Below are 19,765 nucleotides of genomic sequence, written 5' to 3' on the forward strand. Positions count from 1 at the left end.
AGCCCTCCATTCGTTAGTCGAATTTTAGGAATTTCTAATTCAGAAGCAACCTTCACTCTTGCTTCATCTGCTTGACTAGTTTTCCTAGATAGGCAAATTCCGATTAAATAAAGAAAAATATCAAATACACCTTCTGTAAAACTGATCTTCCAGCTAGAAAATCCTTTCAAGATACTTTTCACAAAGTAAAAAATCTCTCTTATAACATCCTACAAATCCAGACATTTGTCAAGCTCTTTTAAGAGGGCGGAAATGCCTACAGAGCGTGAAATCGCTTCGTTTGTTTAGCCTTTCACGGTTAAATTAAAAAAGTACTACATTTCCATTTAGTTAAGAAAATGTAGCACTTTTTTGCTAATTATTAATTTTTAGTTCTGCTAGTGAAAGAATTTTATTGGCTACTTGATCAATCGACATTGATGTTGTATCCACTTCAATTGCATCGTCCGCTTTTTTTAACGGTGAGTGTGTTCTTGTATAATCTAAATGATCTCGCTCTTCAATTTCTTTTTTGAGTTGGTCTAGATCTCCAGTAAAACCTTTTGCCATGTTCTCTTTATAGCGACGTTCTGCTCGTTCTTCTACACTTGCAAGTAAAAATATTTTTAGTTCAGCGTTAGGAAGAACTGCTGTACCGATATCACGACCATCCATTACAATTCCGCCTTCTGTAGCAAAAACTTGTTGGCGTTCTTGAAGTGCTTCACGGATAGATGGGTGTGCGGCAACGATAGATACATGATTGGTCACTTCTATAGAGCGAATCACTTCTGTGACATTTTCTGAACCTACAAATACTTGTTGTACTTCGCCAGGTTCAAAACGAATAACTGTTTTTTGGAGTAAAGCTGCTATAGCTTTTTCGTCTTCATATGCGATGTTATTTTTTAAAGCGATATAGGTTACTGCACGATACATAGCACCCGTATCAATATAGACAAAGCGCAATTTTTTTGCAACGATTTTTGCCACCGTACTTTTTCCAGCTGCAGCCGGCCCATCAATCGCGATACATATCTTTTTAGTCATAAAATAAAACTCCTTTTATCTGAAATTGGTTTGATTAATTTCTTCTTGGGATGCTAAAAGTACCATTAATTTCATCCGCGCTTTTTTACTATCGTAATCTTTTCCTAAAATAACGCCACGATTATATAAGTCAAACGTGCTGCCTTCATAATCATATGTAGTATATACATTTCCTTCTTCCGCACTTGTTGTGATGACAACTGGAATTCCCGCATCTAATGCTCTGATAATAGCTGGCATCATTTTTGGCGCCACTTGCCCGCGTCCAACACCTTCTAAAACAATTCCTGAAACGCCACTATCAATCGCTGCATCAATAAACAAACCGTCTGCGCCAATATAACATTTAATCACAACAACTTCTGGTAAATCAAGGCGAATATCAAAACACTCATGCTCCAGTGGTTTTTGATACAGGAAAACTTGATCATTATCAATGATACCAAGATAACCAAACCCAAAAGCACTAAAACCTTGTATGTTAGATGCATGGACTTTTTTGACATATCTCGCTGCGAAAATTCGTTCATTGAAAACAACGACTGTTCCAGCTTGACGTAAATTTATTTCACATGCTGTATAAATTGCATGACGAATATTAACATAGGCATCTGTTCCCGGCTCCTCAGGTGCTCGCTGAGATCCAGTTACTACAATTGGTCGTGCATCGGTTACTGCGAGATCAAGAAAATAGGCTGTTTCTTCTAATGAATCTGTTCCGTGCGTCACTACTATTCCATCATATGTTTCATCCATGAAGATAGATTCGATAAGTTGCTTCAGACTGATTAAATCAGGTAGCGTAATATGCATAGATGGCAATTGAAAAGTAGAATAGATATCAATTTGAATTTCTGTTGGTAATTGGCATAATGCAGCTAATTCTTCTCCAGATAATTCACCTGATGCAAGTTTTCCTGATGCTGTTTTCTTACTTGCAATCGTACCGCCTGTTGTAATTAGTGCTACTTTTGCCATGGTTATTTCCCCCTACATTTTCCATTTAAACAAACAAATGAGTCTCGGAAGCGTTTCCCAGACCCATTCAGTGTTGTTTATTACTGTGGAATTGTTAGAACTGTACCAACTGGAACATTGTCACTTCCTAGTCCATTGGCTTGTTTAATTTTTTCTACTCCAGCAGCTGCCCCCGCTTGTCCATATGTTGAACGCGCAATACTATAAAGGGTGTCCCCAGCTTTAACTGTATGAGATCCTCCAGCTTTTTGCTGTGAAGCTTCATTCGCTTTTTGTTGCTCAGCTTTTTCAGCGGCTGCTTTCTCGGCAGCAGCTTTGTCAGCAGCTGCTTTTTCTTCTGCAGCTTCTTGTTCTTTTTTTGCATTTGCAGCTTTCACTGCATCTTCTTCTTGTTTTTTCTTATCTGCTTCCGCTTTTTCTGCCGCAGCTTTCTTCTCTTCAGCTGCCTTTTCAGCCGCAGCTTTTTCTTCTGCAGCTTTTTTCGCTTTTTCTTTTTCTTCTTTAGATTGCGTGTTGTCAGATACATTTACGGTTGATTCTGTTTCTGTTTTCACTTCATTTGATGAACCCATATTTTGTACTGTTACAAATACAATCACGATAACGATTGGTATTAATAGAAAAAACACAATCAATAAATTAAGTAATGGGTATCTAAAAATGGTTTTCTTTTTTCCTCTTCTGCTATCAGAACGGGATAACATTGGCGGTTCATTGTTGAATTCATCTTGGCCTTCAGAACTCATGTCATAATCAGCCGGTTCTTCGTATTCCCGTTTTTCTTTTCTTGTTTTTACCACTCAAAGTTCCTCCTTTAGTGCTTTCTAAACTTATCCTATGCACTATTATTGGCACAGAGAAGTGTTACATATGATGTTAATAAATGAAATACCTTTGAAATAATTATACCCATAAACACAACATACAACAACACTTAAACCACTTTTTTAGAAAAAAAAGCAAGAATTATTATAATTTAGTACTTCTGGCATAGAATCTATCTTGATTTTATACAGATTACTGAACAAAATAATAACAATTTTTTTACTTTTAAACAAGTCTTTTTTTCACAAAAAATGTGAAACTACATAGTTTTTGTCAAATTTCGTAACAGCAAAACTATTGCAGTAAATAAGCTAAATAAGCTTCCCATGTTGGAATTTCTTTTTGTTTTATTTTTGCTCTTTTTTCAAAATTGATTATTTCCGCTCCATCCAAATCACAACAGTTTTCTGGGGTGACTTCTAACGGGGCTTCTTCAAAATACCGTAAAATATAATTACGGCGACAATCCGTTGTATGCAGATACCCAATAAATTGTTGTAAATTAGCTCGCTTCCATTTTTTTCGATAATCCATTTTATCGGTTAATTCTTTCGTACTTAAACCGCTTCTTTGGTAGTAATCGATAAAACGTTGCTCTGTTTCAGGTAAAGTTTTGCGTTGTTCAGTCGTCAGATTCATTAAGTTGGCATCTGGGATATCTTGATCTGCTAATTGCATTTGAATGAATTCATCTCCATTCGCATATAAGAGAATCGCCACACTGTCTTCGCCATCACGACCGGCTCGACCAATTTCTTGTAAATATGCTTCCAAATCAGCAGGCATATGATAATGAATTACATAGCGAATGTCGGCTTTATCTATCCCCATTCCAAACGCGCTAGTGGCGCAAATTACATCCAGTTGCCCATAAACAAATTGTTGTTGAATAATAATTCTATCTTCTGTATCCATATCCCCGTGATAATAGGCTACTCTTAATTCAGCAATTTCGCTTAATTCATGCGCAGTGCTTTCCGCTAATTTTTTACTAGAAAAATAAATAATTCCCGGTGTTTGTAGTTTGCGAACAAGCTCATATAAACGGTCTTTTTTCACATGCTGGTTAGAAAATTTCTCCACTTGTAAAGAAATATTCGGTCGATTAACAGAATAAACGATTTGCGCACAATCCGTTAGATGTAGTTGCGTTAAAATATCTGCTCTAACTTTCTTCGTTGCCGTAGCCGTAAGCACCATAGTGACAGGAAATTTGGCTTCTTGAATGAACCTACCTAACATCAAATAATCAGGGCGAAAATCATGTCCCCACTGAGAAATACAATGCGCTTCATCTATGACAAATAAGCTGATCTTTTGTTTTAATAGTAAGTTTTTCACCGTTTCATTATTTAGCATTTCTGGCGATAAAAAAATAAATTTATATGAATGGATGCTCGCAAGGATTTGACCTTTTTCTTCTCGTTTTAAAAAGCTATTAAGCGCCGCTACTCGCTTTTCTCCGTGAGCGCGCATTCGCTCCATTTGATCCTGCATAAGGGAGAGAAGCGGAGAAACAATCAATACTAATCCATCCATCAAATGACCCGCTAATTGATAACAAATGGTTTTTCCTGTTCCAGTAGGTAACATAGCAAAACAATTTTGCTTTGCTAAAGCCGTTTCAATTACTTCTTTTTGGCCAGGACGGAACTCATCAAAACCAAGATATTCTTTTAATTCCTTTTCTAAGTTCACTGCTCGCCCTCCCTACTAACAACTGCTAACCGAATTTGATAGTAATCCAAATCCGGAAATTCCGCTTTTATTTCACGCAGTAAATTCCATTTCTTTGTAATAATCGTTTGGATGATTGCCTCTTCTGGTAAATAAGGAACATTCGCTTCTTTCAAAGTAGCTCGGATTTCTACAAAGTGATCATGGATGGTACTCTTTTTCAAATTCCGAATTCGCTCGATTGCTTCTAAATCAGCTCCATTTTGCCATAATACATAGGTTTGCATGGCAGAACTAGTTAATCCATTGAGCTCATCCGGTACAAGACTAGCTAGAATCGGCCATTCTTCGGGCTTCTTTTTCATCTCAGTAAGCAAACGGTGAACCTCATGGAGCACCTCAAAATAAACGTCCCACTTCTCCACTTGGTATTTTGAGGCAATTTGTTCTGTTGTATAGCCCATTAATTCGCCCCCAGAAAAACGTTCCACTAAAAACGCTGGCCGAGCAACTGCTAATTTGTTCATCCATGCAAAGAGTTCACCGTATAACTTATCCGCTAAATTAGTTTTATCTTGGTACTTCAACCAATGCTTAATAAATTGTTGGGCTTTCTTATCACGAATAACTGGTAAATAATAGCTTTCATGATGATGAATGTTACTAACAACTTGAACTGCGAGTCGCAAATGGGAAAAAAAAGCAAAAGCTTGCCGTTGAAATGTAAAACCTTGAAAGTTTGGGTAGTCATTTTCAAACGTCGCTACTAGTTGTCCTTGTGTCACATAACCATTTTCAGTAGAAATAATGCTACCTTGGTGCACTAATTCCAAAAGTCGTTTTTCTAAATAGTTTGCTTTTAAATTTGGCACTAGTCCAAATAAATGTTGCATTTGAAAAAGATGGATATCTTGAACAGCTTGTCCGGTTCTTCTTCCAGCTAAAACAGTATGTAAAAATGGTAATTTTCTAGGTGTAATACTTTTTTCTAAAATTGTCACAATATAGTTATCCAGCTTATCCAAGACCTGCCCACCACCTTTTTTTGTACCATAATCATAACACAGAAACACTTGTTCTACATTAATTTTTCCGAAAAAAACTTTTTCAAAATATGGTACAATAGAAAAAGAAAAAATCTGGCTGCAAATAGTTATTTTAGAAAGGAAGCGTAGAAAATTGAAGTATTGTCTTGTCGAAAAAGACACTTGTATTGCTTGTGGCGCTTGTTCCATTCACGCACCTGATGTTTTTGATTATGATACAGAAGGTCTTGCCTTTAATATATTAGATAATAACACTGGAACAAAAGAGATTCCCGAAGATTTGGTCGAAATGGTGATTGACGCTGAATTTGCTTGTCCTTCTCTTTCTATCAAAGTTTCTGATAGTTCGTTTCATTAAAAAATCCGGAAGCCTACTTATAGGCTTCCGGATTTTTATATTTAATGGCTTATTTCTTGTTGTCTTTTTTCAAATTTGCGCCGTTCTTTCATCGTTTGATTTTTAGCAATCCATTTTTTCAATCTGGAGTATAGTAATAAGAATACTGCGCTAACGATGACTCCTTTTAACAGGTTGAAAGGTACAATCGCATACGTGATTAACCAAGCAACATCTGTATTTGCCGGAAGTCCACCAAGTTTGATGTAAAATGGTAATAATACAAAATAATTAAATACAGCCATTGCACCTGTCATTAAAACTGTTCCGACAGCCGTGGAAAGAACCATGCCTTTTGTTGAGCGTAACCAGTGGAATAAATAATAAATAGGTAGTACGTAAAAAAGCCCCGATATAAAATTGGCCAGCTCTCCGACTGGAACTCCAACCGGACTACCTGACACGATGTAAAGCAGAACATTTTTGATTAATTCTACTAAAATCACTGCGAGTGGTCCGAATAATAATCCACCAATCAAAGCTGGAATATCACTGAAATCAAGCTTTAAAAATGGTGCACTGGGTAGTAACGGAAATTGTAGCATCATTAAAATAAATGCTAATGTGCCAAGAACCGCCACACTTACAAAAACTTTCATTGAATAATTCTTCATTGTCATTTCTCCCTTGATGTTCACCAAGAAGCGAGTGACGTCGCTTAACGAATGCAACCCAAGCAAATAAAAAACCTCAACTAAAAAAAGTTGAGGGAGAGTTTGTGCATTAATAAACAAGCGCTAGATACTCAAATAAGCATCACAACTTGCCAACACATGCTCGTGAAGACAAACGAAAAGGTCTGCCAACATCTTCTCCCATCCAGACTATACTGTCGGTCCTGGAATTACACCAGAGTCAACTGCTAAAAAAGCAGATCGTGGACTTTAACCACCGGTCGGGAATTGCACCCTGCCCCGAAGATGAACGAATATTTTCTTACAATTTTCATTTTACCATGAAAAATTTTTTTGGCAAGTCCTTTTGTATATTTTTTCACGTAAGCGCTTTCTATTCAAAGTAAATAAAAACCAGCCAATTAGCTGGTTTTATTTATTCACCACGGAATATCTGTTGATAATGATTCCGCTAATGATTGGTTTTCTTTTAAACGAATTTTACGAGCAATGCTCCTTGCCTCAGCACCCGCGTGGATTCTTTTTTGTTCTTCTGTTTCTGGTTCAACGAGCGGAACTTCTACAGTTTTACCATCCGCACCCAATGCCACAAACGTTAAAAAGGAAGTTGCAGCCAAATAACGTTCTCCTGTTTTCAAATTCTCCGCAATAATTTTAACGAAGATTTCCATTGAACTTCTACCAGTTGAAGCTACATAAGACTCTAAGCAAACAGAATGATCATTTTTAATCGGTTTTAGGAAATCCACTGAGTCTGTCGATGCAGTGACAATTTCCGTACGGCAATGACGCGAGGCGCTAATGGAAGCCGTATCATCAATATAGGTCATCAATCTCCCACCAAAAAGGGTATTATGATTATTCGTGTCCGAGGGGAAAACCCGGCTCGTTTTAATTACTAGTGATTCTTTACAAAATTTTGTTTGTCTTTTTTCCATGTTTTTCGCTCCAATCTATTTATAGAGAGGCAAAGTGATAATAAAATCAGATCCTTTACCTAATTCGCTTTCAACTGATATTTTTCCATTGTGTGCTTCCACAATATTTTTAACTATCGCAAGGCCAATTCCAGTTCCAACCGCTTTTCCACGTTTTCTTGCTTTGTCCACTTTATAAAAACGCTCAAAAAGGTAGGGGATATCTTCTTCCGCAATCCCGCTACCATTGTCAGATACTGTGATTACAAGATTGCTCCTAGCTTCATCGATGGTTTGTTTTAAAATTACTTTTCCATCATAGCCTTCTTTTCCAGTATGACGAATAGCGTTCATAATTAAATTAATTAATACTTGCTCCATCCGGTCCGGGTCATAGGAATACTCTAAATCGGGTGTTTCAAGTTCTAAACCGAGTTCCACAAAGTTCTCTTTCGCAAGAACGTCAAAATTAGAAATCACTTTTCGCAGTAACGGCGCGAGCGGTAATTTTTGATTATCCATTTGATTAAAACCAGCTTCCATTCTCGCAAGATCCAGCATATCGTTCACCAAGCGTCCAATACGAAGGGATTCATCATAAATAATTTGCGCAAACTCCCGCACTTCTTCATCCGACTGAGCAACCCCATCAATAATCGCTTCACTATAACCTTGTAGCATCGAAATCGGCGTTCTTAGTTCATGCGAGACGTTATTAACAAAATCGCTTTTCATTTTTTCAAGTTGTTTCTCTTCTGTCATATCGCGAATAACCGCAACGATACTACGCACATGTTCTCCTGTATAGAGTAACGTTAAAATGGCAACATACGTATGATCAGCAAACGTGATTTCGCCAACTTGAGATTCTTTCTTTTCTAACGTATCATTCAATAATTCATTTAAAGCCACTGGAATGAGCACTTTTTCGGTATTTTCAGGTGAGAAGAACCAATTATGTAAAAATTCTTCTGCTGGCGGATTACTAAGAATAATCGTTTTATCCACACTAAATTTAATAACACCATCAGCCATCCCAACTAAAATATTGGATAGCTGTTCCTTTTCTTGCCTAAGAGCACTAACATTATACTTCAATTGCTTTGCCATATCGTTAAAAGCTACCCCAAGTTCACCAATTTCATCATGCGTATAAGTTGGTACACGATTATCAAAGTTCCCTTTAGAAACAGCAATCGCAATTTTTTTCATTTCTCGAAGCGGGAAAGCCATGCGAGAAGAAAAGACGAAAGATAAGATAGACGTAATGACTATCGCAATAATTCCCGAAATAATCAAAGTACTCATCGTTTTTTCGTTCACTTTTAGGATGTCATGATAAGACTGATAGACGTAAACAACACCAGTTTCACCGTTCGCTAATTTGAATTTCTGTGCAGAGATTTCAACCGGTAAGGAACTTTTTTCTGTTTTAAAATTATATTTCATCGTTACACTGTTATCTTTTTCTAAAGCTTTATCTAATGTCTTGTCTTGAATTAATTTATTGGCAGATGCACTAGAAATAGTATCTGGTGACTGTGATTGATAGACGCTTTTTCCGTTTTGTTCGATAATGACGCCCATCGTATCATCAAGTAGTATAAGTGCAGAATCATTATTATTTTCAGCAGAGATTACTTCATTATTTTCTTGCATTACAGTGATGATACTGGCTGTTTTGTCTTCTAATTCATTTGTTATTCGCGTAATATTATTTTTTTCATAAATCATTGCCACTAAAAATCCGGAAATAACTAAAATCCCTATTAGTAAAAGAATAATGGTACTCCAAATTTTCCCAACAATACTATTCCAAATCTTCATCTATTCTCACCTCGGTCCTCGCAAAAAAATAACGAACAAAGCACGTGCGGCATAACACTTGCCGATTAAACGTCTTTGCCCGTTATCTAAGTCTGTTTTATTAATCTTCTGGAACTTCAAATTTATATCCAAGACCCCAAACTGTTACAATCATTCTCGCAGCGTCTTCTGATACATCATGCAGTTTTTCGCGGAGTCTTTTAACGTGTGTATCAATCGTTCGCAAATCGCCAAAGAATTCATAACGCCACACTTCTTTTAAAAGTGACTCGCGGTCGAATACTTTATCCGGAGATTTAGCTAAATAATAAAGCAAGTCATATTCTTTCGGTGTCAAACCGATTTCTTTTCCATCGACAATAACACGGTGAGCTTCGTTATCAATTTTTAAATGTGGGAAGGTAATAATGTCTCCCGGTGTGCCTCCTGCTGATTCTTCTGAGGATTGTTTGGCGCGACGAAGAACAGCCTTCACGCGAAGCACAACTTCTCTTGGGCTAAATGGTTTTACGATGTAATCATCTGCACCAACTTCAAAGCCTTGTACTCGGTTAGCTTCTTCTCCTTTTGCAGTCAACATGACAACGGGTGTGGATTTAAACTCCCTCAGTTCACGACAAACTTCGATGCCATCTTTACCAGGCATCATCAAATCAAGTAGGATTACTTCATAATTATTGTTCAGCGCCATGCTTAATGCTTGATCACCATCACTAGCTTCTTCAATACGATAGTTTTCTCTTTCAAGATACATCTTAAGAAGGCGTCGTATCCGGTCCTCATCATCCACAACAAGCACTCTAACTTGTTCACTCATAAGTACTCATCCCCTAACTCTCATTTACATAAAACGATCATTTACATTCATTCAGATAAATGGAATCTTCCGTACCCACATACGAAAAAACCATATAATTGCCTATACCAAATTTCCTACGATTTAAATTATACATGTTTTTCACAAAACACGCTATTAGAAAGTATATTTTGTAAGAAAAGTTACTTTTTATTTTTACCAAATCTTGCTTCCGTTTTTAATTGTTTTACTTCATGATGGGATAATTCCCGACGTTCACCTGCGTTTAAACCACGTAAATTCAAGAACGAGTACTCTTCTCTTGATAATTTTTGTACTTCAAAGCCAACTGCCTCGAACATTTTACGCACTTGGCGATTTCTGCCTTCATGAATAGTAATTTCTACAATGGCTTTATCTTTCGTTTTGTCAGACGAACGTACTTTTACTTTTGCTGGTGCTGTTTTGCGACCATCTATCACAACACCGCGTTCTAGCTGACGAATCACTTCTCGTTCAGGAATACCTTTGATACGCGCGATATATGTTTTGGAAACTTCATTTTTCGGATGCATTAGTAAATTAGCGAAATCCCCATCATTGGTCATTAATAACAATCCAGAAGTATCATAGTCAAGTCGTCCTACTGGGTAAAGTCTTTCTGGAATATCCGCAAAATAATCCGCTACGGTTGTACGACCTTTATCATCTGTTACAGCCGAAACCGTTCCTCTTGGCTTATAAAAAAGGAAATAGCGATGTTCTTCTTTTGTTAGTTGAATTCCCTCAACTTCAATTCGCTCCGTACCGCTAACCTTCACACCTAATTCTGTGACTACTTTCCCATTCACTGTTACTTTACCTTCTTGAATAAGCTTTTCTGCTTTTCTTCTTGAAGTAATACCTGCATTTGCAATCACTTTTTGTAAACGTTCCATTCTTATTCCTCCTCCTGTTCTTTACTTTGGTTAAACCGGTCAAAAAACAGGTCCATTTCATTCTGATCTGGTTCATCTGTCGCTGGATCAGCAAGCTTTGGTAAATCCTCTAGAGAATTAAGTCCAAAAGCATCTAAAAACTCACTTGTAGTAACGTAAAGTTTTGCTCGGCCTGCACCGTCAACACGACCTTTATCTGTTACAAGCCCTTTGGCGACCAAGGTTCTAATCGGACCATCAGTTTGAACACCGCGAACCTCGTCCACTTCCATTCTTGTAACTGGTTGGCGGTAAGCAATAATTGCTAATGTCTCTAATGATGCTTGCGATAAAACGGTATTGCTTGGAACTTCGACTAATTTACGTAAAAATTCTGCATGCGCTTTTTTCGTAGCTAATTGAAATGTTCCGGCAAGCTCTAGTAATATTAGACCTCTGTCAGCACTTTCGTTATATCGTTCACTTAAAAGCTCTAATAAATTGAGTGCTTCAATGTGCGTGATTTCCATGACTTCAGTTAATTGTTCCGTTGAAAGTCCCGCATCTCCCGCAGCAAAAAGCAAACTCTCTAATACGCCTAATTGTTCTTCTCTGTTCACGATATTTCTTCCCCTTTACCTTGCACATATAAATCCGCAAAACTTTCCGCTTGTTCTACTTCGACTAATTTTCGTTTCATTAATTCTAACAAAGCTAAAAATGTAACGACAAGTTGCTCTTTCGTTTGTTCTTCAAATAACTCGTCAAATCGTAAGCGATGATTTACTTGTAGATTTAATTTCTCTAAAACAGAATCCATTCTTTGATCAATAGAGATTTCTTGTGTTGTAATTCTTGTATGGAGCGGTTTATTTAACTTTTTCCGACGTAGCATTTTGTTAAATGCACTTAGCATATCGTTTAATGAAACATCTAGTTCTGCCACTTTGGTACCATCATCATACTCTGCTAAATCCATCGGTGGTTTACTAAAATAAAAGCTCCGTTCCGCTTCTTTTTCTTTTAGTTCTTTTGCGGCTTCTTTGAATCGTTTGTATTCCATTAGTTTTTCAACTAAAGCATCACGAGGATCTTCTTCCTCTTCTAGTGTATCATAATCGATTTCCAGTTCTTGCTTTGGAAGTAGCATCTTACTTTTAATTGCTAGTAAAGTTGCTGCCATCACTAAATATTCACTCGCGACATCCAATTCCATTTCTTGCATTGTATGAACAAATTCCATGTATTGGTCCGTAATTTCAGCCATAGGGATGTCATAAATATCGACTTCTAGTTGTCCAATTAAATGAAGAAGTAAGTCAAGCGGTCCTTCAAACGCGTCCACTTTAAAATTCATTTCTACCATATCTGTCCCGCCCTACTATAATGAAAGATCATTTTGCACTAAATTTTCATATGTTTCGCGAGCAACGATTAATTTATCGACTCCGTTTTCCACAAAAACAACTGGTGGTCTTGGGATACGGTTATAATTACTTGCCATCGCATAACCATAGGCACCAGTACAAAATACCGCCAAAACTTCACCAGCGTTTGATTTTGGTAGTGGCAAATCCCATATTAACATATCACCAGACTCACAGCATTTTCCTGCGATAGCCACTGTTTCTTCTGCTACTTTTTCAGGGTTTGCCGCTAAAACAGCATCATAATGCGCATCATATAACGCTGGACGAATATTGTCAGACATGCCGCCATCCACTGCGATATAATTTCTAATTCCCGGAACTTCTTTACGCGATCCAACTTTGTAAAGTGTTGTTCCTGCTTCACCAACAAGGGAACGACCTGGTTCAATCCAAATTTCTGGAATATCAATATCATTGCTCTCAGCCACATCTCGCACTTCATCCATAATTTGTCGCACATATTCGCTAGGTTCAAGAGGTTCGTCTTCTGCAGTATAACGCACACCGAAACCGCCACCAAGATTAAGTACTTTAGAATCAAATCCCAGAGTTTGGTGCCATTCAACTAATTTATCCATAATACGACGAGCGGCTAATTTAAAACCAGTTGTTTCAAAAATTTGCGAACCAATATGACAGTGAAGGCCAATTAAATCAAAGGACGCACTTGCATGAAGTACTTGTTTAATCGCTTTTTCAGCTTGTCCATTTGTAAGTCCAAATCCAAATTTCGAATCATCTTGGCCTGTTAAAATATAGTCATGTGTATGAGCTTCTATCCCCGGGGTCACGCGAATTAAAACCGAAGCCTTTTCATTTCGTTCTATTAATATATCTTCTAATAAACTAATTTCATAATAATTATCGATAACAAAACAACCGATGCCATAGTCAAGCGCCATATGTATTTCTTCTGCACTTTTATTATTTCCATGAAAATGAATTCTTTCAGGAGGGAAATTTGCTTTTATTGCCGTATAAAGTTCTCCGCCTGAAACAACATCTAGCGATAAACCTTCTTCGGCCATAAGCTGATAAATAGCAACTGCAGAGAATGCTTTACTCGCATAAGCCACTTGCGCTTTTACCCCTAGCTCTTCGAATGTTTTCTTAAACCCTCTTGCTCGGTCACGGATTAGCGCTACATCATAAACGTAAAGTGGCGTACCATATTTGTCAGCAAGCTTTAAAGTGTCCACCCCTCCAATTTCGAGATGTCCTTCTGCATTTACATTCATTGTTCCAAGCCGTTCAAACGTCACGCCAATCCCACCTTTACATTATAGATTTTTAAAAGTTCTTTTATATAGTAGCATACTAAGAAGCCGAGCGACAATAACTATCTGAAAATATTATCAAATACGTAAAAAACTCAGCCCAAATCTGTTATCTCCTTGCTTCAGAAAATAACAAATTGGGGCTGAGATTAGCTACCAATTATTTTAAGAAATTTTAGCAACAATTGCTTTTACGTATTGTAAAAACGTGCTACGAACTTGGTCTGTAGTTTCAATAACTTCTGTATGAGAAAGTGGTTGGTCCAAAATTCCGGCCGCCATATTCGTAATACAAGAAATACCAAGCACTCGTAATCCAGCATGGTTCGCAATGATTACTTCCGGTACAGTGGACATACCAACTGCGTCTGCTCCAAGCGTGCGCATCATTTGAATTTCAGCAGGTGTTTCATAAGTTGGACCGCTAAATCCAGCATAAACACCTTCACGGATAGTCAAATTAAGTTCTTGAGCAATAAGTCTAGCATCCACACGTAGAGCTAAATTATACGCTTCTGACATATCTGGGAAACGAGGACCAAAATGCTCATCATTTGGTCCGATAAGTGGGCTAGTCCCTGTGAAGTTAATATGATCAGAAATCAACATTAAATCTCCAGCAGAATACAATTCGTTCACACCACCAGCAGCATTCGTCACAATAAGAACTTCTACGCCTAGCTCTTTCATAACACGAACTGGGAAAGTAACATCTTGCATTGAATAGCCTTCATAAAAGTGAAAACGTCCTTGCATTGCCACAACTTCTTTATTTTCTAACTCACCAAAAACAAATTGTCCAGCATGTCCTTCTACTGTGGAAACAGGAAAATGTGGGATTTCGCTATAAGAAAGTTTTATCGGTTGGTTTACTTCATCCGCAAGCACACCTAAACCAGAACCAAGAATCAAACCGATTTTTGGTGTCCCAGTGTAACTTTCTCTAATTTTCGCAACTGCTTCGTTTACTTTTTCTAAACTCATTTTTGTTCCTCCCTTTTCCTATTTCAAGTCTCTTAAAAAACTTGTTCCATATTCAGGCATTTTCACATCAAAATTATCAGCAACTGTTGCACCAAGATCAGCAAACGTTTTGCGTAATTCTAATTCTGAACCACCATTTTTGAAGCGTGGTGAGTATACAAGTAATGGTACAAACTCACGTGTGTGGTCTGTGCCAGAGTATGTTGGGTCATTTCCGTGATCAGCTGTAATAATTAATAGATCATCATCTGTTAATTTTTCCATTACTTCTACTAAACGACCGTCAAAATCAACAAGCGCATCTGCATAACCTTGTGGATCACGACGATGTCCGAAGAGTGCATCAAAGTCTACTAAATTCAAGAAACTCATACCGTTAAAATCTTTATCTAATACAGCAATAAATTGATCCATTCCGTCCATATTTGATTTCGTACGGATAGATTCCGTAACACCTTCACCATCAAAAATATCAGAAATTTTACCAATGGCAATCACGTCTTTACCGCCATCTTTTAAAGCATCCATTACAGTTGGCTTAAATGGTTTTAGCGCATAGTCATGACGATTTGGCGTTCTAACAAACGCACCTGGTTCACCGACAAATGGACGAGCGATAATACGACCAAGCATGTACGGATCATCTAGCGTAATTTTACGACAAAATTCACAGATTTCATATAGTTCTTCAAGAGGTACTACATCTTCATGCGCAGCAATTTGTAAAACTGAGTCAGCTGATGTGTAAACAATGAGAGCACCTGTTTTGACATGCTCTTCTCCAAGTTCAGCCATAATTTCTGTTCCGCTCGCTGGTTTATTTCCAATTACTTTACGTCCTGTTTTTTCTTCAATTTGGTTGATTAAATCGTCAGGAAATCCATCTGGGAATACGCGGAAAGGTGTGTCAATGTATAGGCCCATGATTTCCCAGTGACCAGTCATTGTATCTTTACCGTTCGAAGCTTCTTGCATTTTTGTATAGTAAGCAAGTGGTTTTTCCGCTTTTTTAATTCCTTCGATTTCACGAATATTCGATAAACCTAATTTGCCCATTTCAGGCATTTTTAGTCCGCCGACGTGTTTGGCAATATGTCCAAATGTATCTACATCAAAATCACCAAATTTAGCGGCATCTGGTGCTTCTCCAATACCAACTGAATCCATTACAACTACATGTACTCGTTTAAATTTATCTGGCATATTTACTCATCCTTTTCAACTATATTTTTTAAGCGCGTGGGTGAAATTGTTTGTAGACATCTTTCAAACGCAGCTTTGTTACGTGTGTATAAATTTGTGTAGTGGAGATATCGGCGTGACCAAGGAGTTCTTGAACCGACCTTAAATCAGCCCCATTTTCAAGCAAATGAGTGGCAAATGAATGACGCAAAGTATGCGGTGTAATCGGCTTTTCAATGCCCGATTCTTTTGCAATACCTTTTAAAATCTTCCAGAAACCCTGTCTTGTAAGTCCTTGACCGTGATGATTTAAAAAGACAAAATCATTTCGGTATTTCGGTCTACGAAGTTTCGGTCTCGCTTCCTCTAAATACTTTTCTAACACAGTTGTTGCCGTTTTTCCCAGTGGGATAATTCTCTCTTTATCCCCCTTACCAATCGTTTGAATAAAACCCATATGAAGGTGCAAATCGTCCATTTTCAAGCTGACAAGTTCGGTTACACGAAGCCCCGTCGCGTATAAAATTTCCATCATTGCTTGATCACGCAGTCCGAGAGGTGTACTTGTATCAGAAGAGCTAAGTAACTTCTCGACATCATCAAGGTTCAAAACTTTTGGTAATCCCTTGGCTTGCTTTGGCGTTTCAATTTGAATCATTGGGTCATGTGACATTTTCCCATCATGCATTAAATAATGAAAGAAAGATCGCAGTGAAGCAATATATCGCGCTACACTTCTTGGTGATTTTCCTTCTTGTCTTGCAAATGCCATAAAACCAACTATATCGCTTCGTTCAAGTGTATTCGGATCAGTTAACTCCTTCGTTACATCCATATAAGAAACAAAATAGTGTAAATCTCGTTCATAAGCTTTGATTGTATTCGCGGATAAACCTCTCTCTACAATTAAAAAATGTAAAAAATCTTCAATTAAATCATTCATAAGCGTTTCCTCCACAAATCCTATTCTACCATGTTACACCCCCACTGAAAACGTTTAATTAATAGAAAAAGACTTGTAATACTTTTCGCGCAATTCAGTCCATCTTTTTGACCATAAAAAAAGTTTGAGATAAATTATCCCAAACTCTCGCATTATTCTTTTTTTAGATTTTTGTCTGCAATTCGCGCAAATCCCTTGGAAAGTCAGACGATGATCTTTAACAAGAAAGTTCCACTTCGATTCGACGATTTTCTCCACATCTTCTAATAAGTCTTCTTGAATTTCCTCTACAGACCCGCACTCTAAGCATACTAAATGATGATGAAAATGTTTAGCGCCTTCTTGTCTCAAGTCATACCGAGAGACACCGTCACCAAAATTAATTTTATCAACCACGCGCAATTCGGTTAAAAGCTCCAATGTTCTATAAACGGTTGCAAGGCCAGTGTCAGGTGCAATATCTTTCACACGCAAGAAAACTTCCTCGGCACTTAAATGATCTTTTTCATTTTCCAGTAAAACGCGAACAGTAGCTTCTCGCTGTGGTGTTAATTTATAACTAGCATCATGAAGTTGTGCTTTAATGCGTCCAATACGACCTTCCATTATAGTTCCTCCCTTGGTTGCTACAACAAGTTGTCTTTCTAAATTATCATCATTATCATTTAACAATAAATACAGTTTATAATAATTATAAATAAAATGCAAGTTATGAATTCACTTTTTACAGTAAAAATGGCACGTAGTCAATTCCTATTGCTTATGTTTACTAAGATATCACAAAAGCAATAGGCTGTCTACAATGATTATCAATTACTAGTTAATTTCTCGTTATCAATAATTATTATTATTTAGCTTTTGCAAGAAGGAACAAGAAATAAGGTGCACCGATAATTGCCACAACGATACCAGCAAAGATTTCAGAAGGTTGAATAATCAATCGACCAATTGTATCCGCAAGTAGTAATAATAGCCCTCCAGAAAGCGCTGCTGTTACCATCACCCAGCGATGTGCTGAGCCAACTAACTTTCTGGCAATATGCGGACCAATCAGTCCAATAAATGCAATACCACCACTAACGGATACACAGGCAGCTGCCAAACCAACTGCTACTATTAAAAGCACAAATTTTTCTCGCTCAACCCGAACCCCGAGACCAGTTGCTACTTGGTCTCCAAAAGAGAGCACATCTAACGTTTTTACTTTCATGAAAGCAATTGCCCCTAAAACAATAAGCCACGGCAAAAGGGCAAAAACATACTGCCAGCTTGAAGCCCAAATATTTCCTGCCATCCATTCAGCATAGCGTTGATAATTTTGTGGATCAAGCCGAACCGTTAATAACGTTATAAGTGCCGCAATTGCCGCCGCAACAGCAATACCAGTAAGTAGCAATCGATTAGGAAGTAACCCCTCGCTTCTACTATAAGAAAGTCCATACACAACAAACGCGGTTAAAATGGCTCCGATAAATCCGATAAAAGGCATAAATAACACTGGAACGTCCATAGTGGAAGGAAAAAAGGAAATATAAAGCATAACTGCAAGTCCTGCTCCATTATTAATCCCAAGAATTCCCGGATCAGCTAGTCCATTACCAGAGATCCCTTGTAAAATCGTTCCCGAAACCGCAAGTCCCGCACCAACTAACAGCGCAATAACTATACGCGGCAATCGAAACTCCGTCACAATAAGTTGTGTCCCAGCATCCGCCATCCCAAAAAACGACTTAATCACTTCCAAAAATGGCAATTTCGAATAACCAGCATTGACACTATATGTAAATGTACAAAAAATCAACACACTTAAAATAATTAACGTCCAAATTCGCCGCGATTTTTTTCGCTTTTCTGCAATCGTCATATACATTATAAGTTCCTCCTTTCTTTACGTGCTACATATAGGAAGAAAGGAACCCCGATTAGTGCAAAAATAACACTGATTGGCGTTTCATAAGGTGGATTAATTGTTCTCGCCAAAATATCCGCCGCTAAAGTCAGAAACGCACCTACAACAGCTGAGCAAGGAATAATCCAGCGATAATCCACTCCGACTAAAAATCGTACCAGATGCGGTACAATCAAGCCGATAAACCCAACCGGACCAACAACCGACACAGCCAGCCCCGCCAAAATTAACACCACAACCATCGAAGCAATTTTAACAAAAGTAGTTTTTTCACCTAGACCAACAGCAATATCATCGCCTAAGCTTAAAATTGTAATCGATTTACTTAGCAAAATCGCCGCAATAAGCGCTCCAAGTAACCAAGGCCAAATAGCCGCAAGCTGACTCCATTTTACACCAGCAACCCCGCCCGCGTACCAAAAGGCCAAATCTTGACTTAACTGAAAATAAATTGCAAGCCCTTCACTAAGCGCGGTAAGCAATGAACTAACCGCTGCTCCGGCAAGAACTAACCGAGTTGGCGACATCGCACTTCCAGCAAGCGAACTAACGCCAAATACTAAAAAGGCACCAATTGCCGCACCCACAAAAGAAAATAAAATCAACGAATTATAACTAAGCCAAGGCATAAACGCAAAACAAACTGCTACCATAAATGTTGATCCAGCATTCAAACCAAGCAGACCTGAGTCAGCAAGTGGATTTCGAGTGATTCCTTGCATAATCGCTCCAGCAACCGCAAAAGCAGCCCCTATCGCCATATCCGCAACCACCCGAGGAACACGTAAACTTCGTATAATCTGGTGCTGTGTATCCGAACTATTATAATGAAAAAGTGCATCCCAAACCGTACTTAAATTAATATCAGCTGCACCAACTGCAATCCCGAATAACGCTAGAATCAGAAGCAACAAAAGCCCACCCGAAAGTATAAATTTAGCAACAGTTGGTCTTGTATTCATTTTTATCTGTTTTGACTTATCCATCTGCACATGT

The 19,765-nt window shown here is 37.9% G+C and carries 19 protein-coding genes, 1 pseudogene and 1 riboswitch; of the genes and pseudogenes, 1 reads left to right on the top strand and 19 read right to left on the bottom strand.

Translation table 11 applies throughout. The features are described from left to right. Positions 1 to 354 precede the first annotated feature (354 nt). From cmk to CKV70_RS10005, 5 genes are all read right to left on the bottom strand, one after another. Positions 355 to 1,029 (bottom strand): (d)CMP kinase, encoded by a 675-nt coding sequence (gene cmk / locus CKV70_RS09985; protein WP_003723586.1) that lies wholly within the window; start codon positions 1,027 to 1,029, stop codon positions 355 to 357. A gap of 15 nt (positions 1,030 to 1,044) precedes the next feature. Further along, positions 1,045 to 2,007 (bottom strand): asparaginase, encoded by a 963-nt coding sequence (locus CKV70_RS09990; protein ID WP_003723587.1) that lies wholly within the window; start codon positions 2,005 to 2,007, stop codon positions 1,045 to 1,047. Positions 2,008 to 2,087: 80 nt separating this feature from the next. Beyond that, complete coding sequence (locus CKV70_RS09995) at positions 2,088 to 2,807, bottom strand: LysM peptidoglycan-binding domain-containing protein (protein WP_003723588.1); 720 nt, start codon at positions 2,805 to 2,807, stop codon at positions 2,088 to 2,090. 319 nt (positions 2,808 to 3,126) lie between these two features. Further along, positions 3,127 to 4,530: a RecQ family ATP-dependent DNA helicase gene (locus CKV70_RS10000; protein ID WP_009931427.1), complete on the bottom strand. Its 1,404-nt coding sequence runs from the start codon at positions 4,528 to 4,530 to the stop codon at positions 3,127 to 3,129. Next, entirely contained in the window at positions 4,527 to 5,534 is a 1,008-nt protein-coding gene (locus CKV70_RS10005; RefSeq protein ID WP_009931429.1) for a YpbB family protein, read from the bottom strand. The genes CKV70_RS10000 and CKV70_RS10005 overlap by 4 nt, the downstream gene beginning before the upstream one ends. A 154-nt stretch (positions 5,535 to 5,688) precedes the next feature. Between CKV70_RS10005 and CKV70_RS10010 the strand changes: the two genes are divergently transcribed. Further along, positions 5,689 to 5,913 (top strand): ferredoxin, encoded by a 225-nt coding sequence (locus CKV70_RS10010; protein ID WP_003723591.1) that lies wholly within the window; start codon positions 5,689 to 5,691, stop codon positions 5,911 to 5,913. A gap of 41 nt (positions 5,914 to 5,954) precedes the next feature. Here CKV70_RS10010 and CKV70_RS10015 read toward each other — a convergent pair whose 3' ends face one another. The 14 genes and pseudogenes from CKV70_RS10015 to CKV70_RS10080 all read right to left on the bottom strand — a co-directional run bounded on the left by CKV70_RS10015 (position 5,955) and on the right by CKV70_RS10080 (position 19,755). Beyond that, positions 5,955 to 6,566: an ECF transporter S component gene (locus tag CKV70_RS10015; RefSeq protein ID WP_003732031.1), complete on the bottom strand. Its 612-nt coding sequence runs from the start codon at positions 6,564 to 6,566 to the stop codon at positions 5,955 to 5,957. Between the two features lie 189 nt (positions 6,567 to 6,755). Next, positions 6,756 to 6,878, bottom strand: a riboswitch (FMN riboswitch). A gap of 128 nt (positions 6,879 to 7,006) precedes the next feature. Further along, on the bottom strand, positions 7,007 to 7,525 hold the full coding sequence (locus tag CKV70_RS10020; RefSeq protein WP_003723593.1) for an acyl-CoA thioesterase: 519 nt from the start codon (positions 7,523 to 7,525) through the stop codon (positions 7,007 to 7,009). A 15-nt stretch (positions 7,526 to 7,540) separates the two neighbouring features. Further along, a complete protein-coding gene (locus CKV70_RS10025; protein ID WP_003723594.1) occupies positions 7,541 to 9,331 on the bottom strand; it encodes an ATP-binding protein in 1,791 nt (596 codons plus the stop codon). Between the two features lie 100 nt (positions 9,332 to 9,431). Continuing rightward, on the bottom strand, positions 9,432 to 10,148 hold the full coding sequence (locus tag CKV70_RS10030) for a response regulator transcription factor (protein ID WP_003723595.1): 717 nt from the start codon (positions 10,146 to 10,148) through the stop codon (positions 9,432 to 9,434). A gap of 182 nt (positions 10,149 to 10,330) precedes the next feature. Beyond that, entirely contained in the window at positions 10,331 to 11,065 is a 735-nt protein-coding gene (locus tag CKV70_RS10035) for a pseudouridine synthase (RefSeq protein ID WP_003723596.1), read from the bottom strand. Between the two features lie 2 nt (positions 11,066 to 11,067). After that, positions 11,068 to 11,664, bottom strand: a complete 597-nt coding sequence (scpB, locus tag CKV70_RS10040; RefSeq protein ID WP_003723597.1) for an SMC-Scp complex subunit ScpB — start codon at positions 11,662 to 11,664, stop codon at positions 11,068 to 11,070. Next, the gene (locus CKV70_RS10045; RefSeq protein WP_003723598.1) at positions 11,661 to 12,410 is read right to left on the bottom strand and encodes a segregation/condensation protein A; all 750 of its coding nucleotides are present in this window, start codon (positions 12,408 to 12,410) and stop codon (positions 11,661 to 11,663) included. Before CKV70_RS10045 ends, scpB begins: the two co-directional genes overlap by 4 nt. 15 nt (positions 12,411 to 12,425) lie before the next feature. Then, positions 12,426 to 13,736 carry a diaminopimelate decarboxylase gene (gene lysA / locus CKV70_RS10050; RefSeq protein ID WP_003732029.1) on the bottom strand — a complete coding sequence of 437 codons (1,311 nt, stop codon included), beginning with the start codon at positions 13,734 to 13,736 and terminating at the stop codon, positions 12,426 to 12,428. 180 nt (positions 13,737 to 13,916) lie between these two features. Further along, positions 13,917 to 14,735 (bottom strand): purine-nucleoside phosphorylase, encoded by an 819-nt coding sequence (locus CKV70_RS10055; protein ID WP_003723600.1) that lies wholly within the window; start codon positions 14,733 to 14,735, stop codon positions 13,917 to 13,919. 18 nt (positions 14,736 to 14,753) lie between these two features. Continuing rightward, positions 14,754 to 15,938 carry a phosphopentomutase gene (gene deoB, locus CKV70_RS10060; protein WP_014600971.1) on the bottom strand — a complete coding sequence of 395 codons (1,185 nt, stop codon included), beginning with the start codon at positions 15,936 to 15,938 and terminating at the stop codon, positions 14,754 to 14,756. Positions 15,939 to 15,966: 28 nt separating this feature from the next. After that, a complete protein-coding gene (gene xerD / locus CKV70_RS10065; protein ID WP_012951821.1) occupies positions 15,967 to 16,860 on the bottom strand; it encodes a site-specific tyrosine recombinase XerD in 894 nt (297 codons plus the stop codon). 159 nt (positions 16,861 to 17,019) lie between these two features. After that, a pseudogene (gene fur, locus CKV70_RS10070) lies at positions 17,020 to 17,466 on the bottom strand (ferric iron uptake transcriptional regulator); the annotation flags it as partial. A gap of 241 nt (positions 17,467 to 17,707) precedes the next feature. Beyond that, complete coding sequence (locus CKV70_RS10075) at positions 17,708 to 18,730, bottom strand: FecCD family ABC transporter permease (RefSeq protein WP_003724148.1); 1,023 nt, start codon at positions 18,728 to 18,730, stop codon at positions 17,708 to 17,710. Further along, positions 18,730 to 19,755: a FecCD family ABC transporter permease gene (locus CKV70_RS10080; protein ID WP_012951823.1), complete on the bottom strand. Its 1,026-nt coding sequence runs from the start codon at positions 19,753 to 19,755 to the stop codon at positions 18,730 to 18,732. Before CKV70_RS10080 ends, CKV70_RS10075 begins: the two co-directional genes overlap by 1 nt. Between the last annotated feature and the right edge of the window lie 10 nt (positions 19,756 to 19,765).

Source organism: Listeria monocytogenes, assembly GCF_900187225.1.
Lineage (GTDB): Bacteria > Bacillota > Bacilli > Lactobacillales > Listeriaceae > Listeria > Listeria monocytogenes.

What these genes read in the sequence shown, in the direction of transcription:
- CKV70_RS10055 (WP_003723600.1), bottom strand. Translation starts at nt 14,735, where the DNA reads ATGAGTTTAGAAAAAGTAAACGAAGCAGTTGCGAAAATTAGAGAAAGT.
- CKV70_RS09990 (WP_003723587.1), bottom strand. Translation starts at nt 2,007, where the DNA reads ATGGCAAAAGTAGCACTAATTACAACAGGCGGTACGATTGCAAGTAAG.
- CKV70_RS10045 (WP_003723598.1), bottom strand. Translation starts at nt 12,410, where the DNA reads ATGGTAGAAATGAATTTTAAAGTGGACGCGTTTGAAGGACCGCTTGAC.
- CKV70_RS10080 (WP_012951823.1), bottom strand. Translation starts at nt 19,755, where the DNA reads ATGGATAAGTCAAAACAGATAAAAATGAATACAAGACCAACTGTTGCT.
- xerD (WP_012951821.1), bottom strand. Translation starts at nt 16,860, where the DNA reads ATGAATGATTTAATTGAAGATTTTTTACATTTTTTAATTGTAGAGAGA.
- CKV70_RS10020 (WP_003723593.1), bottom strand. Translation starts at nt 7,525, where the DNA reads ATGGAAAAAAGACAAACAAAATTTTGTAAAGAATCACTAGTAATTAAA.
- cmk (WP_003723586.1), bottom strand. Translation starts at nt 1,029, where the DNA reads ATGACTAAAAAGATATGTATCGCGATTGATGGGCCGGCTGCAGCTGGA.
- deoB (WP_014600971.1), bottom strand. Translation starts at nt 15,938, where the DNA reads ATGCCAGATAAATTTAAACGAGTACATGTAGTTGTAATGGATTCAGTT.
- CKV70_RS10035 (WP_003723596.1), bottom strand. Translation starts at nt 11,065, where the DNA reads ATGGAACGTTTACAAAAAGTGATTGCAAATGCAGGTATTACTTCAAGA.
- CKV70_RS10030 (WP_003723595.1), bottom strand. Translation starts at nt 10,148, where the DNA reads ATGAGTGAACAAGTTAGAGTGCTTGTTGTGGATGATGAGGACCGGATA.
- CKV70_RS10075 (WP_003724148.1), bottom strand. Translation starts at nt 18,730, where the DNA reads ATGTATATGACGATTGCAGAAAAGCGAAAAAAATCGCGGCGAATTTGG.
- CKV70_RS10015 (WP_003732031.1), bottom strand. Translation starts at nt 6,566, where the DNA reads ATGAAGAATTATTCAATGAAAGTTTTTGTAAGTGTGGCGGTTCTTGGC.
- CKV70_RS10025 (WP_003723594.1), bottom strand. Translation starts at nt 9,331, where the DNA reads ATGAAGATTTGGAATAGTATTGTTGGGAAAATTTGGAGTACCATTATT.